Source organism: Actinomadura sp. SCN-SB, assembly GCF_043906805.1.
GTDB lineage: Bacteria > Actinomycetota > Actinomycetes > Streptosporangiales > Streptosporangiaceae > Spirillospora.
In genome coordinates this window covers 84,895-99,009 of sequence record NZ_JBIMPP010000003.1, presented here as the reverse complement: position 1 = coordinate 99,009, position 14,115 = coordinate 84,895, and the positions used below count along the sequence as shown (strand labels likewise).

The window sequence follows — 14,115 nt, the reverse complement described above, 5'->3', positions numbered from 1 at the left end:
ACGCAAGAGCCCGTAACCCGCGAAGCACCGACCAGGCGGTGCCTCGGCGACGCCATCGACCCACTATCAACGCAGGCCAGGTCCTCACACTGCTCGCCCAGCGCAGCAGTACGGCCTCCGGGCCCACGTCCCGCACCGGACGCGACCGCTGCCGGTGGCGGATTCGCGGTCCCCGTCTTCCCCGGACAGGCGCTTCACCCTCCACCAGTTCGCACTGCCGATCTGGCTTCCCTAGAGCGTGTCCCACGTGGATTGAGTGGTCAGCCAGGGTGATGCCGAACTGTGGTGTTATCAGAGCTTGTCCGTCGGCTGGTTACCGATGAGCTATAGGAGCTGGCCGTCCCGTTGGCCCGGCGGTTCACGTCCCGTCCGCAGGGTGGCGGGACGGCCTGGCTAGGCGATCGGCTGGTGTTCTACGGCGATCGTGTACGGGCTGACCAGCGAGTTCGGCGTGAGCCGCTCCACCGCGCCCCGCCTGTTCACCGCAGGCAGTGCTGGACGAGCCGAGCACGCGTGCTCGACGAGCGTCGCGATCGCCAGCGCCACTTCCATCCGGGCGTAGAAGGGAGGAATCACTGACTAGGCCCGATCCGGTCGATCGGGCGGCCCCGGCAATGGCTGCGTCGGCGCGGCCTCGTCCCGCGTATCTCCCGCCGTGGCATCGACTCCGGCCGGCGCCCACGGGCACCTGTTCGCCGCCGTCCTCCCCCTGGCCGCCGCGTCATCAACTGGCGGCCCTTGTCAAGCAATTGATCTTGCCAGCCGAGCTGCTGTGCGGTGTACAGGAGTCGCCAGGGCCTGCACCGAGACGGGTCCGGCGAACCCTTCCACTTTCAGCAGCCGCATACCGGTACGCCAAGCACGCGCTGCAGATATGTAGTGACCGGCTCGACGTCAGCCCATCAGGCACCTCATTGATAGCGGCGGTGGCGATGCCTGGGTATATGTCCTGCGGTGACCAGTGATCAGTGAAGCGGAGCTCCGGTGGAAGCGGCGAAGTTTTTCGTGGTGGCCTGTATGCAGGCTGTCTGGGTGAGGTACCGGCTGGCTCGTGGATTCGGACCTTCGCTGATGTCCCGCCGACCTCGGGCGTTTCAGGCGCTCGCCCGTACCCTGTGGGCGGCGCCCGAAGGTAGTCGTGCGTCCAGGATCGCTTTGCGGACGGCGCGGCTCGCCGCTGAGAACCCGTTCGCGTTGCGGGAACTGCTGGGCGAGCTCCACTTGGAGGCGACGGGTCGCTCGCACAGTTGGAACCTCCCAGGAGTTGGGCGCTATCGGCCCACGCCGCCTCCGGTCAACGTCTTCCTTTTCGAGCCGGTCGAGAGTGCCGGGCAGGAGCCGCGCATGCGAGTGGAGGCGTTCTTGCTCGCTCCCGCACCGCCGTTGCCGTCGCCGTCCACGGGGACGCACGATGCGCTGGCCGGTTGGCTCATCCATGCCGCGATGCTTGAAGAGGAATCGGACCCGCCCGAGGGCGATGGGTTCGGAACGCTGTCGGGCCTCCTCGCGCGCACGGACGACCCGAGGCTTTTGAGCGCCCTGAGCGAGCAGTTCTCCGCAGGCATTTCCAGCGGCAAGAGCGGGCCGGGTGATGAGCGCTGGCCGTATCCGCTGTGGAGAGATGGCGCCCCGACCCTGCTCAACCGGATGGTCAAGGCGAATCCGCACCTGCCTGTGCTGCCGGCGCCGCCTGAGGGCGGGCCGCCATGGTATTGCGAAGCACCTGCTGTACTGCTCGTCCTATTGAGGGAACGGCCTGATCAGGTTGCGCATGTCGTGCGTTGTCTGGGGCCGCATGGGGTCGTGGCTTCGCTGGAGCGCGGGCTTGGACTTCAGGCGCCGCCGGAGTTCACCGAAGCGTGCCAGCAGGCTCTGCGGCGGCTGGAGGATCCGGTGGCGCGTGACGATGTGTGCAGGGGCGCCCTGTTCCGTGAGGAGATGCGCGCTGCCGCTGTGGACGCCGGTTACATTCCTTCCGCCTTCGATGACTCGCGGAAGGCCGCTTTTCTGTTCGCCACCGAGCAGTGGGAACGGTATGACGCGGCCGACCCGCACGGGACGCTGCTGGCCCGTTTCTGCAACTCAAGGCCGGACGACGATGCCGGAAGCGACAACTGGTGGTGGGAGTTGCGTACCGCCATTCGTTCGGCGGCGCAGCGTTCCGGACGGCCCGATCCCCTGCCGAAGCCGCGCACGACGAGTCCCCCGACGTACCGCGCACAAGGACCCGTGGGTAGCTGGCCGACCAGCTACACGGGCGACATTGGCGGCTTCCACGGAATTTGATCGAGGCCGCCGCGCCTGACCGAAGGCTCAGCCTCGACGGTGGTCGTCGCTACAGGAGTCCGAGCACGAGCACGAGTACGAGCACTAGCGCGATGAGCGGCACGAGAAGGACGATCGCGAGTTGGAGCAGGCAGCCCCGCTGTTTCACAGTGCCGGGAGGTCCGATGGATCCTGCCAGGTACAGGGCGGCAGGGCCGCGGTACTCCAGCTCAGCCGGTTGGTCAGGGGTGAGGACCGTGGCGGCGACACCGATCTGACCGTTTCCCTGGGACACGGCGACGTGCACTGGCCTGTCCGCGGGGATCTCGAAAACCGCCGTCCCCCAAGGCTGGTGGTAGTGAGAGCCGTCGATGCCGATGGTGACGCCGGCCTTGGCGACCACCCCGCGGCGGGTGTGGAGCCGCAGAACCCGCTTGGGACCGTCGTGGCCGCCGGCGTAGGGGATGGGCGTCTCGCTCATGGTCATCATCGTTACCACGGGGATCTGCGGCCGGACTACCCTGCGGGCGGTCGCTCATCCGGTCTGCTGCTTTGGTATGGGCGGTGTACCAGGGGCGATCATTCGGGCAGGGAGCGTAGGTAGGCCATGAGGGCTTTGCCGCGTGGGGAGAGGTGGTAGCCGGTCTCCAGGCTTTCGGTGAGTCCGAGGGCCTTCAGGCGGCGGACGTCGGCCTTGAAGGGGAGTTTGTCGCGGTCCATGCGTTCGGCCAGGTCCAGGGCGCGCAGGCCGGGGTTTTCCTCGATGAGGCGGAGGACCGCGCGGGTCCAGGGGGCGCGGCGGCTGCGGGCGTCGATGGCGTCCAGGTCGGCTTTGATGTCGGCCAGTTGCTGGTCGGTCAGGTCGGATTTGCGGGCGAGCTCCGTTCGGGGGTCTGGACCGCCGAGGTGGAGCATGACGCGGTGGTAGCCGCCCTGCTTGGTGCTTTTGGACAGGGCGGTGAGCAGGGCCGCGCGGTCTTTGAAGCCCGATTGGACGGCGTCCTCCTCGGTGATCTCCTCGGGCGTGACGGCCGTGACCGAGTCGATGACGATGACCCCCGCCCAGGTGCGCCGCGTACTCCCCGCACGGACCGGGGGTTTGGCCCACACCCGGAACACCCGGTCGATCCGCCCGGCCGCGATCCCCTCAAGGACCTCCCGCCTGAACAGCATTCTCGCCTCCCGGGTGATACGGCCTCTCCTCCCGCAATCTTCATCGGAAGTACCAGGGAAAAGCCACAAGGTTCCCCGCTCCGCAGGAGACGCATCCATGTCCGGTCGAGAGCCTGGGCCTTCGCGAGCGATTTCCATGGTCCCTGGCTGCCCCCGCCATTCCGATTCGGGGTCGTTGCTCCGCTCACGACGACCTGCCGACGTGGCGGGACAAGGTGCGCCGTATCGCCGACAGCGGCTACTCCACGCTGCTGATGCCCGGCGTCCCGCAATGGCAGCCGGCGCCTGCTCCCACGCTGGCCGTCGCGGGCCACCACTTGGGTGTATGCCTCCCCGCTACGCCCGCCGTGGAGCACCGCCTGAGGAGCGCACTCGCTGTCGGTGCTTGCCGCCCCGCCGCCGAGCGAACGGCTGGCCCAGGTACGCGAGACCGTGGACGAGATATCGACGGCCCCGGCTTGCGCACGCCGGTGGTGATGGCCGTACGCGGTCGAAGGCGCAGGCACTGGCGGCCGACCTCGCGGACACGGTCGCCTTCGCGTTGATGTTGGGAGAGGATCGGGCCGAGATCACACGTGTGGTACGCGGCTTCCGCGCCGTCCGAGACGTCGGACTCGCGCAGCACGTGGCGGTGGTCGGCGACACCGTCGCGCCGTTCATGGCGTCCCCCGACACCGTCCGGTCCCGCGGCGGCCGCCGAGGAGATCCAGCGGCGACGGGAGGCGGCGCTGGTCAGTGCCAGCCTACGATCTCGTTCATCAAGGCCGGCTGGCGTCGCTTGACATAGTTGGCGTATTCCTCCATGTGCTCGCGCATGAGGCTCTCGGCGCGGGCGGCGTCGCCGTTGGCGATGGCCTCCGCGACCGCCACATGGGCCTTGCGGACCCTGGCCCGCCGGGTCTTGGGGAAGAACAGACCGCTGACCCGTTCGTGAAAGATCGTTCCGAGTGAGGCGCTGAACAGGTTGAGCATCCCGTTGCCCGACATGGACGCGACAAGGCGATGGAAGTCGCCGCTGTGGCTGAGGTAATCGTTGTCGTCGTCCAGCGGCGTGCCCTCGGCGATCGCGGCGAGCCGGGACAGGGCCTCCGGATCCCGGCACTCGGCGGCCAGCCGCGCCATGACCGGCTCCATCACCAGCCGCGCCTCCACGAGTTCACGAAAGGTCATCTGGCCGGCCTGGAAGTACATGCCCGCCATTCGCCCGAACGCGGCCGGGCTGACGCCCGCCACGACGGGGCCGCCGCCCGGGCCCGGCTTGATGGAGATCAGGCCGTGGACCTCGAGAATCCGGAGCGCCTCGCGCAGCGAGCCGCGGCCGACTCCGTACTCCTCCAGCATCTGCGCTTCCGAAGGCAGCGGCGTGCCGACCGGGAGTCCTTCCGCGCCGATCTTGCGCACGATGTCCTGTGCGACGGCCTCGCCTATCTTCAGCCCGCGCTTGATCTGCGATTGCGCCACCCAGATCCCCCTCTGCCGAATCAATGACAAACATCATTATGGTGCACAGACAAGGGGCGGGTGTTCGGTCACCGAAAGGTCGCGGGCCGCGCGGGGTGGGTCAGGCCAGCCGGGCTGCCACGGCCGCGGTGTCGTACCAGCTGGCCAGGCGGGCGATCAGGCCGTCCCGGAGGTCGAACACGTCGATCGCGTCGAAGGCGACCGGCCGGCCCTCGACCGTCCGTCCGGCGAAGGCTATTTCCACGACCGTGGTGGACGCGAAGTCCAGGCGACGTGTCGGACGGTCGAGGTGTTCGGCGTAGCGGGCGAGCACCCGCGGGTAGTAGGCGAGGACGTCCTCCCTTCCATGGCGGGTGCGCGCGCCGGTCGCCGACAGGACCGCGTCCGCGGTGAACAAGTTCCGCAGCGCGGTCCAGTCTTCGTCGTTCACGGCCGCGAAGTATCGGGCGACGACGTCGTCGCCCGCGCTCACGACGTGGGCCGGAACCGCAGCCGCAGTGACGTCGGCGCCCGGGTGAAGAGCCCGCTCAGCGGCGCCGGTTCGAGCAGCTCGATGTCGTCCATCGCGTCGAGCAGTTCGTTGGTCGCAATCTCCACCTCGGTCTTGGCGAGCATGGCGCCGACGCAGAAGTGCCGGCCGAAGGCGAATCCGGTGTGGTTGGCGGCCGCGGTGAACGCCTTGCCGAAGTCCAGGTCGGGACGGGTGATGTCGAACCGGTCCGGCTCGGCGTAGTGGCGCGGGTCGCGGTTCGCGGCGGCGATCAGGCAGATGACGGTCGCGCCGGCGGGGATGGTCCCGCCGGACACCTCGACGTCCTCGGCCGGCTGCCGCATGATCATCTGGACGGGCGGCGAGTACCGCAGCGTCTCGGCGAAGGCGTTGGCGATCAGCGTGCGGTCCGCGCGAACCCTGGCCATCTGCTCCGGGTGGTTCACCAGGTTCACCATCATGCTCGCCAGCGCCTTGTCGGTGGTCTCACCACCGGCGACGAGCAGCAGGCTGACGAACGCCTTGATCTCCAGCTCGGTCATCCGCTCGCCGTCGATCTCCGCGGTGCACAGCGTGGACAGCAGGTCGTCGCGCGGGTCGGCGCGGCGCTCGGCGATGCGCGGCAGCATGTACGCCTGTAGTTCCTCCTTGGTCCGCAGGCCCCGGTCGATGACGCCCTGGTCCTGGGCGAGGTTGCCGAGGAACGCCATGATCGAGGTGTACCAGCGGTGGAACAGGGCGTGGTCGCTCTTCGGCAGGCCGAGCATGTCCACGATCACGTTGATCGGGAAGCGCGTGGTGAAGGCGTCGACGAGATCGACCTCGCCGGCGTGCCGGAACCCGTCGACCAGCTCGCGGGCGTTGCGCAGGATCACCGGGGCGAACTTGGTGGTCAGCTCGCTGCCGCGGAAGGCCGGGGTGACCAGGCCGCGGTGGACCGAGTGCTCGCGCCCGTCCATCTGCAGGATGGTGCGGCCGTGCACGGGCTCCAGCTGCCAGCTGTAGTTGTCGGAGGTGAACACCGGGTTCTTGAACGCCTTCTCGACATCGTCGTACCGGCTGATCACATAGGCGTCGAGTCCTTCGTGGAAGGACAGCGGCGCGGTCTCGCGCAGCGCCTCCCACACGGGGCCCGGGTCGGTCTGGCATTCGGGGGACATGATGTCGGTGACCGCCATCGGCCTGTTCCTTCCGCTAGGAGCCGAACGTGGATGTCGGCAGGCTGCGCAGCGCGTCGAGGATGCCGTCCGGAATGGGTGCCTTGGTCCCGTCGGGGCTTCGTACCGCGAAGGCGATCTCGCCGTGCGCGACGAGTTCTCCCTCACGCACGAAGTCGAAACCGACGGTGTAGGAGGTGGTGCCGAGATGGTCGAGGACGGCCTGGCAGGTCAGCTCGTCGAAGACCTGGCACTGCCTGATGTACCGGCACGACGACCGCATGCCGACCGTGTAGACGCCGAACCGGCCGATGAGGTCTGCGGAGTGGATGCCCAGGCTGTACAGCCAGCCGCTGTAGGTGCGTTCCATCCACGGATAGAACATCGCGAAGTAGGCGATCCCCAGGGCGTCGCAGTCACCGTAGGAGAGCCGGAACGTGATCCGGTCGGCGGGCTCGGGCATGCGGGTGCCTCCAAGAGTGAGATGGCCGGGTGGTCACCCGATCGGCGGGGCGGTCTCGTCCGGGCCGGCGGGCTCGCAGGTCACCGAGGCCGTGCCGGACAGCACCGTCTCGCCGCCGACGACGTCCAGCCGCACCTCGCACTCGGCGACGGTCACGCCGTCCTCGTCCCCTACGTCCGTCACCGTCCCGGAGGCGCGCACGTGGTCGCCGGCGAAGACGTTGCCGGTGAACCGCAACCGGATCCGGCGCAGCCGGTCGTGGCCGCCCGCCCATGACGACAGCATGTCCAGGACGTACGCCATGTTGGTGGGGCCCTGGTTGATCGGCCGGTCGCCGAGCCCGGTCGCGCGGACCGCGTCGACGTCCCAGTGGATCGGGTTGCCGTCGGACAGCAGGGCGGCCATCGTCTTCATCTTCTCGGCGTCGACCGAGCGGATGTCGCGGGGCGGCAGTTCGTCGCCGACGCGCACGGTCATCGGGTCCTCCTCGGGAAGACGATGGAGTTGCGGCAGACCGCCGCCGGGCCGTCGGCCCCGTCATGCAGCTCGAGCCGGTACCGGACCAGGTCGAAGACCCCGGCCCGGCGGCCTTGTTTGCGCTCGGCCGCGTAGACGAGGCCCTCGACGCGGTACTCGCCGCCGACCAGCAGCGGCCGGGCGATCTCGATGTCGCAGTCGCCGAACAGCGGACCGTCGGCGGCGGTCGCGCCGAACCAGGCGAACAGCTCGTCCCACGAGACGCCCATGGCACTGGTGGCGGCGATGAACACGAACACCGGGTGGGCGTGCTCGCCCCCTTGGGGGGCGAGCACGACATCGTTGGTGAGCCAGGCCCGCCACGGCGTGATGGCGTAGGTGCCGCCGGGGAACCGGCGGCCCACCATCGAGGCGAGGTCCCGCTCGCTGAACGTCACCGCCGTCACACCTGCCGGTCCTGTCCGGCCCAGTACGGGGCCCGCAGCTCCCGCTTGAGGATCTTGCCGGTCGGCGCCTTCGGCAGGCCGGTCACGAAGTCCACCGAACGCGGCTTCTGGTACGAGGCGAGGTTCTCGCGCGCGGTGGCGATGATCTCCTCCTCGGTGGCGGTGGTGCCGGGCTTGAGCACGACGACGGCCTTGACGGCCTCGCCCCACTCGTCGTCGGGCACGCCGATCACCGCGCACTCCAGCACCGCCGGGTGCTTGGCGATGGCCTCCTCGACCTGGACGCTGTAGATGTTCTCCCCACCGGAGATGATCATGTCCTTGGCGCGGTCGACGATGAAGACGTAGTTCTCCTCGTCCCAGGTCGCGAGGTCGCCGGTCCACATCCAGCCGTCGCGCAGCGTCTTGGCGGTGAGGTCGGGCCGGTTGTAGTAGCCGATCATGTTCGCCTCGGAGCGGACGATGATCTGCCCGGTGGTCCGGCCGTCCTTGGGCACCTCGCGTCCCTCGGGGTCGACCACCCGGACCGTGGTGACGAACCCCTCTCGGCCGCAGGAGCGCAGCCGGTGCTCGTTCCGGCCGGCGACCGCGTCCGCGTGGTCTTCCTGGGACAGGAAGGTCATCGTGGTGCCCTCGGTCTGCCCGTACCCCTGGATGAGCGTGCACGGGAAGGACTCGAGCGCGGCGCGCACGATCGCGGACGGCATGGGCCCGCCGCCGTACTGGATGTTGCGCAGGCTGGACAGGTCGTAGTTCGCGAACCCGGGGACGGCCATCATCCAGTTCAGCATCGTGGTGATGCCGAGGAACGCCGACACGCGCTCCGCCTCGATGATCTCCAGCGCCTGCTTGGCCTCGAAGTTGACCAGCACGAGCGGGCAACCGTGCTTCATGTAGTTCATCGCGAGCACGATCGGGATGTGGTACATCTGCCCGGTCAGCATGTACACGTCGCTGGGCACGATGCGTTCGGCGACGGTCTGGTTGAGCATGCCCATGGCGGCGCTGCGGTGCGAGTGCAGCGCCCCCTTGGACTCCCCGGTGGTGCCGCCGGTGTACAGGATGAAGAACGGATCGTCATCGCCGATCTTGTCGGACCAGATCGGCTCGGCGTCCGAGGCCGCCGCGACGAGGTCCTCGTACGAGCCGTCGCCCTCGCCGTACTGCAGCCAGTGCGGGACGTCGACGAGCGCCTGCAACTCCGCGGCGGTCTCGCGCCACTCCGGTGCGACGACGACCACCTTGGGGCGGGCGTCCTGGAGCAGCCGGGACAGCTCGGCCACGGCCAGCCGCCAGTTCAGCGGCTGGAGCACCAGGCCGGCGCGGCCGGCGGCGAAGTACAGCTCCTGGTACTCGATGCTGTTGCGGCTGAGGACCGCGACGCGGTCGCCGGTCTCCAGGCCGAGACCGCGCAGCCCGTTGGCGACCCGGCGGATCCGCTCATCGAGGTCGCGCCAGTTGATCCGGCGGTCGTTGGGAACGTCGTAGATCGCCTGGGCCGACGGTGTCAGCGCCGCCCACTTGGCGGGGATCAAGCCCTGGTTCATGGCCCGGCCTCGCTCGTCAGTAGGGCAGGTCGAGGGCGATGTGCCGCTTGGACAGCCGCCATACGCCGTCCTCGTTGACCAGCCGGTCCTGGTACTTGCCGCTGGACAGCACGCGGATGGCGCCGTTCTCGACCGAGAGGAGGGTGAGGTAGGACTCGGTCGTGGCCGAGGTGGCGTCCTCCTCGTGGATGATGATGTTGGTCGTGAGGTGCCGGCGCTGGTCGGTCTGCGAGGCCAGCGAGTCGCGCATCAGGCCCATGATGGCCTCCCGGCCGTCGAACGGCCCGATCAGGTCGCCGTCGGCGATGGTCATGGTGAGCACCGCGTCCTCGGCGAAGCAGTCGGCCATGGTGTCCATGTCCCTCTCGTCGTAGGCGAGCGCCCAGCGATGGAAGGTGTTCTCGATGTCGCCTCGTGCGGACATGACGCTCCTCGATTCGATCGGTTCGGGCGGGCGGATCACTTGACGTACGCGCCGGCGTCCACCGGGAGGGTGACGCCTGTGATGTAGCGGCCCTCGTCACTGGCCAGGAACAGCACCGCGTTGCTGATGTCGGCGCACTCCACCCACGGCACGGGCAGGGTGTTGAGCGACAGGAACCCGGGCATCGCCTTCTCCTGGCTGGGCTCCGGGTCGCCCGGCGAGAACATCGCGTACGTGCCGGGGTTCTGGATCATGATCGTGTCCACGTTGGTGGGGTGCACGGTGTTGACGCGGATGCTGTACGGGCCCAGCTCGTTGGCCAGGGTGCGCATCAGCCCGACGATGCCGTGCTTGGCCGTGACGTAGTGCGCGACGTGCTGGATGCCCTTCAGCCCGCCGATCGAGCTGGTGAACACGATCGAGCCGCCCCGGCCGGCCTCGATCATCGCCGGGATCGCGACACGGGCGGTGTGGAAGACGCCGGTCAGGTTGACGTCGATCATGTCGCGCCACTGCTCGGCGGTCAGCTCCCATGCCTTGCCGTAGGTCGCGATGCCCGCGTTGGCGACGACGGTGTCGATCCGGCCGAGCTCGGCCAGGCCCTCGTCGAACGCCTTCTGCAGGCCGTCCAGGTCCCGTACGTCGGCCTTGCGGGCCACGATGCGCCGGCCGAGCGCCTCGACCTGGGCGACCGTCTCGGCCAGCTCCTCCTCGGTGGCGAGCGGGTAGTACGGCGTGACCGTGTCGATGTTCGCGCAGATGTCCACGGCGATGATGTCCGCGCCCTCCTCGGCGAGGCGCACCGCGTGGCTGCGTCCCTGCCCGCGCGCCGCCCCGGTGATGAAGGCGACCTTGCCTGCCATGCGACCCGTCATTGCTGTCTCCTCGTGGGGCGGCGAGCGATCGGCGCTCGATCGGCTAATCTCTGATAAGGATAAGCATCGTTATAACGGTCGGGACATGGCTGGTCAACTGTTTCCGGAAGATTGCCCGCGGACTTTCGGCGGCGCCTCAACTGCGAAGATCATCGATGACCGAAGGCCACGGCGCGCCCTCGGACAGCGACCGGCGCAGCCGGATCGCCTCCTTCACGGCGTTGAGCGCGACGACGCCCTGCAGGCGGCCGTCACCTCCCGCCACCGCGACGAACCGATCGCCTTCGGGGTCCCCGTCGAGCACGACGACCTCGTCGTCCGGGCGCACCCGCCCGAAGATCTGCAGCTTGGCGCCGAACTGGTCGGACCACACGTACGGCACCGGGTCGTACTCGGTGGGCGTGCCGCACAGGGTCGCCCCGACGGCGGCGGCCTGATCCCCCGCCCCGGTCCAGTGCTCGGTGCGCAGGGTCGTCCCGTACCGGCGGGTCCGCCAGCGCGCGACGTCCCCGACGGCGTACACGCCCTCGACGCCGACGGCGGCCAGCGTCTCGTCGCAGACCACGCCGTCGTCCAGCGTCAGGCCGGCGCCCTCGAGCCAGTCCGTGGCCGGTCGCGACCCGATGCCGACGACCGCGACGTCGGCGGGCAGCTCGGTGCCGTCGTCGAGTTCGACCGCCGTCAGGCGGTCATGGCCGTGCAGCCGGGCGACCCGGCGGCCGAGCAGCACGCGTACCCCGTGGGCGGCGTGCCGTACGGCGGCCGCCGCGCCGAGCCGGGCGCCGAGAGCGCGCCCCATCAGCACCCGGTCCGCCTCGACGATCGAGACGTCCAGGCCCAGGGCGCGGCACGAGGAGGCGATCTCCGCGCCGATGAAGCCGCCGCCGACCACGACGACGCGTGCCCCCGCGGACAGCGATTCGCGCAGCGCCAGCGCGTCGTCGAGCGTCCGCAGGACGTGCACGCCGGTCCGCGGCCCGTCGGCGGCCGTCTCCGGCAGGGCGCGCGGGGCGGATCCGGTCGCGACGACGAGCGCGTCGTAGCCGACCCGCGTGCCGTCCCCCAGCGCGACGTGCCGCGCGACCGGGTCGAGGCCGACCGCGGGCAGGCCCAGGCGCAGCTCGACGCCGAGCCCGGCGCACTGCTCCCCTGAGAGCAGCACGAGCCGGGCCGGGTCGACACGCCCGAGCAGGAGTCCCTTCGACAGCGGCGGTCGGTCGTAGGGCGGGTGCGGCTCCGCGCCGATCACCGTGATGGGGCCGGTCCATCCGCCGCGGCGCAGTGCCTGGGCGGTCCGCGCGCCGGCCAGGGACGCGCCCACGATCACGGCTCGTCCCGCAACGTCCCGCGGCATGTCAGGCCAGGTCCAGCAGCGCGGCGAGAGTGCCGCCGAGGATCGCCGCCTCCTCGTCCGGGGACAGGCCCCAGGACCGGACGGCGGCGATCTCGGCGGCCGGATCCGCCATCGGCCAGTCCGAACCGAACACCATCCGGTCGGCGCCGTGCGCGCGGACGATCGCCCGCATCCGGCCGGCGTCCAGGTCGGCCAGGCGGGGCGGCCACGAGGTCTCGAGCACCGCGCGGGAGCCGACCACCAGGTCCTCGGCCTCGTCCAGCCGGTGGTACCCGCCGTAGTGGCAGGCGATCAGCCGCAACCCCGGCACGGCGTCGAGCAGCGCGCGCAGGTGCCGCGGCGCGCCGCGGTCGTTGGCCCGGTCGTCGCCGCCCGCGCCCGCATGCGTGATCACCGTGACATCGGCCTCGGCCAGCGCGCGCGCCAGCTCGACCACCGCCGGATCGGCGAGCGACAGGTCCTGGAACAGCGGGTGCAGCTTGACCCCGCGGATCCCGTTGTCGGCCAGGGACCGCAGGTTCCGATCGATCGGCAGCCCCGGATGGACGGTGCCGAACGGAATGAACCGCCGCCGGTCCAGCGAGCCGATGAACTCGTTGGTGCGCTCGACGTTCTTGGCGACCCCGGCGATGCCCAGGGTCATCGCGCGGTCGATGCCCGCCGCGTCCATGGTGCGGGCCAGCCCGGAGACGGTTCCGTCGAAGCGGGCGTCCAGGCCGGCGGGGCGGCTCGCCAGCACGCGCGGCGCGATGTGGTCGGGCCAGACGTGGCAGTGCGTGTCAATGATCATGACGCGGTGGCCGTCCTGGTCAGCCGGCGGGCCAGCGAGTCGTAGATGACCTCGGTGGAGCCCTCGTAGATCCGCATCGGCCGCGCCTCGCGGTAGAACCGTTCGAGAAGCGTGCCGCGGGTCAGCCCGAACCGGCCGGCGACCTGCACCGCCCGGTCGACCACCCGGCCGGCCGCCTCGGTGGCCCCGACCTTGGCCATGGACGACAGCCACAGATTGGCGAGCGGGTCGCGGGCCGCGGCCGCGGCGGCCCGGTAGGTCAGCGAACGGGCCATCTCGATCTCCGTCCACGCGGTGGCCAGGTGCTCGGGGACCGACCCCAGGCGGGCCAGCGGCATTCCGAACTGCTCGCGGCCGGCGCTGTGCCGGACGGCCTCCATCAGGGCGGCCTCGGCCATTCCGACCGCGGCCCCGGCGACCGAGACCCGGAACGTCGCGAGCGTGGCCAGCACCAGCGCGAACCCCTCACCGGGCCCGCCGATGCGGTGGTCGGCGGGCACCTCGGCACCGTCGAGGACGACGTCGCCCAGCACGTGCGGCGCGATGATCTGGTGCGGGTTGCTCGTGGTCAGGCCAGGCGTGTCCGCGGGGACCAGGACCAGCGAGTGGCCGTCGCCCTCCTTGGCCAGCACGGCGTAGGTGTCGGCGTCGCCGGCATTGGTGATGAACGACTTGTGACCGGTCAGCCGGAGCCGGCCGGCGCGCTCCTCGACGGTCGTGGTCAACGCCTTGAGGTCGGAGCCCACCTGCGGCTCGGTCAGGGCCAGTGCCGCGATGGCGTCCATCCGTGCGACGGCGGGCAGCCAGCGGTCCCGGACCGCGTCCGTGCCCGCGCGGGCGAGCGCGAACGTCCCGATGCCCTGCATGGCGAACAGCGAGTCGAGGTGTGCGCTGACCGCGGCGAGCGCCTCGCGCACCACCGTGGCGGCGAGGGAGTCGACCTCCGCGTGCCGCCCGCCGTAGGCCGCCGGGACCAGTACGCCCGCCAGGCCGCTCGCCGCGAGCGCCGCGCGCATCTCCGGGTGCACCCGATCGGCCTCGTCCGCCTCCGCCGCCAGGTCACGGACGGAGTCGGCGAGGGCGCGCGCCTCCGCCCGCAGACTCCGGTAGTGGTCCGGCAGCTCGTAGAGCACCGGCTGATCGGCGACCATCGCACCCACTCCTCACGATCGATAATTCATGCATACTATAAC

The 14,115-nt window shown here is 70.1% G+C and carries 16 protein-coding genes; 1 reads left to right on the top strand and 15 read right to left on the bottom strand.

Annotated elements, in window-relative coordinates:
• Positions 1-393: 393 nt before the first annotated feature.
• Positions 394-552 carry a hypothetical protein gene (locus tag ACGWYJ_RS02995; RefSeq protein ID WP_395103946.1) on the bottom strand — a complete coding sequence of 53 codons (159 nt, stop codon included), beginning with the start codon at positions 550-552 and terminating at the stop codon, positions 394-396.
• 432 nt (positions 553-984) lie between these two features.
• On the opposite strand from ACGWYJ_RS02995, the gene ACGWYJ_RS02990 reads away from it, so the two are divergent.
• A complete protein-coding gene (locus tag ACGWYJ_RS02990) occupies positions 985-2,286 on the top strand; it encodes a hypothetical protein (RefSeq protein WP_395103945.1) in 1,302 nt (433 codons plus the stop codon).
• A 49-nt stretch (positions 2,287-2,335) separates the two neighbouring features.
• Here the strand turns inward: ACGWYJ_RS02990 and ACGWYJ_RS02985 are convergent, their stop codons facing one another.
• From ACGWYJ_RS02985 to ACGWYJ_RS02920, 14 genes are all read right to left on the bottom strand, one after another.
• Positions 2,336-2,746: a hypothetical protein gene (locus ACGWYJ_RS02985; protein ID WP_395103944.1), complete on the bottom strand. Its 411-nt coding sequence runs from the start codon at positions 2,744-2,746 to the stop codon at positions 2,336-2,338.
• Positions 2,747-2,844: 98 nt separating this feature from the next.
• Positions 2,845-3,438 carry a hypothetical protein gene (locus ACGWYJ_RS02980; RefSeq protein ID WP_395103943.1) on the bottom strand — a complete coding sequence of 198 codons (594 nt, stop codon included), beginning with the start codon at positions 3,436-3,438 and terminating at the stop codon, positions 2,845-2,847.
• A 732-nt stretch (positions 3,439-4,170) separates the two neighbouring features.
• Positions 4,171-4,899, bottom strand: a complete 729-nt coding sequence (locus tag ACGWYJ_RS02975) for a FadR/GntR family transcriptional regulator (RefSeq protein WP_395103942.1) — start codon at positions 4,897-4,899, stop codon at positions 4,171-4,173.
• A gap of 100 nt (positions 4,900-4,999) precedes the next feature.
• Positions 5,000-5,371, bottom strand: coding sequence for a nuclear transport factor 2 family protein (locus ACGWYJ_RS02970; protein ID WP_395103941.1), 372 nt, complete (start codon positions 5,369-5,371; stop codon positions 5,000-5,002).
• Positions 5,368-6,567, bottom strand: a complete 1,200-nt coding sequence (locus ACGWYJ_RS02965) for a cytochrome P450 (protein ID WP_395103940.1) — start codon at positions 6,565-6,567, stop codon at positions 5,368-5,370. Before ACGWYJ_RS02965 ends, ACGWYJ_RS02970 begins: the two co-directional genes overlap by 4 nt.
• A 16-nt stretch (positions 6,568-6,583) precedes the next feature.
• On the bottom strand, positions 6,584-7,009 hold the full coding sequence (locus ACGWYJ_RS02960; protein ID WP_395103939.1) for an acyl-CoA thioesterase: 426 nt from the start codon (positions 7,007-7,009) through the stop codon (positions 6,584-6,586).
• A gap of 33 nt (positions 7,010-7,042) precedes the next feature.
• A complete protein-coding gene (locus tag ACGWYJ_RS02955; RefSeq protein WP_395103938.1) occupies positions 7,043-7,486 on the bottom strand; it encodes a MaoC family dehydratase in 444 nt (147 codons plus the stop codon).
• Positions 7,483-7,932: a hypothetical protein gene (locus ACGWYJ_RS02950; RefSeq protein WP_395103937.1), complete on the bottom strand. Its 450-nt coding sequence runs from the start codon at positions 7,930-7,932 to the stop codon at positions 7,483-7,485. Before ACGWYJ_RS02950 ends, ACGWYJ_RS02955 begins: the two co-directional genes overlap by 4 nt.
• Positions 7,929-9,479 (bottom strand): AMP-binding protein, encoded by a 1,551-nt coding sequence (locus tag ACGWYJ_RS02945; RefSeq protein ID WP_395103936.1) that lies wholly within the window; start codon positions 9,477-9,479, stop codon positions 7,929-7,931. Before ACGWYJ_RS02945 ends, ACGWYJ_RS02950 begins: the two co-directional genes overlap by 4 nt.
• 16 nt (positions 9,480-9,495) lie before the next feature.
• Complete coding sequence (locus tag ACGWYJ_RS02940; protein ID WP_395103935.1) at positions 9,496-9,903, bottom strand: nuclear transport factor 2 family protein; 408 nt, start codon at positions 9,901-9,903, stop codon at positions 9,496-9,498.
• Between the two features lie 35 nt (positions 9,904-9,938).
• The gene (locus ACGWYJ_RS02935; protein ID WP_395103933.1) at positions 9,939-10,778 is read right to left on the bottom strand and encodes a mycofactocin-coupled SDR family oxidoreductase; all 840 of its coding nucleotides are present in this window, start codon (positions 10,776-10,778) and stop codon (positions 9,939-9,941) included.
• 136 nt (positions 10,779-10,914) lie between these two features.
• A complete protein-coding gene (locus ACGWYJ_RS02930) occupies positions 10,915-12,132 on the bottom strand; it encodes an NAD(P)/FAD-dependent oxidoreductase (protein WP_395103932.1) in 1,218 nt (405 codons plus the stop codon).
• Between the two features lies 1 nt (position 12,133).
• The gene (locus ACGWYJ_RS02925) at positions 12,134-12,922 is read right to left on the bottom strand and encodes an amidohydrolase family protein (RefSeq protein ID WP_395103931.1); all 789 of its coding nucleotides are present in this window, start codon (positions 12,920-12,922) and stop codon (positions 12,134-12,136) included.
• Positions 12,919-14,073 carry an acyl-CoA dehydrogenase family protein gene (locus ACGWYJ_RS02920; protein WP_395103930.1) on the bottom strand — a complete coding sequence of 385 codons (1,155 nt, stop codon included), beginning with the start codon at positions 14,071-14,073 and terminating at the stop codon, positions 12,919-12,921. Before ACGWYJ_RS02920 ends, ACGWYJ_RS02925 begins: the two co-directional genes overlap by 4 nt.
• Positions 14,074-14,115: the final 42 nt, after the last annotated feature.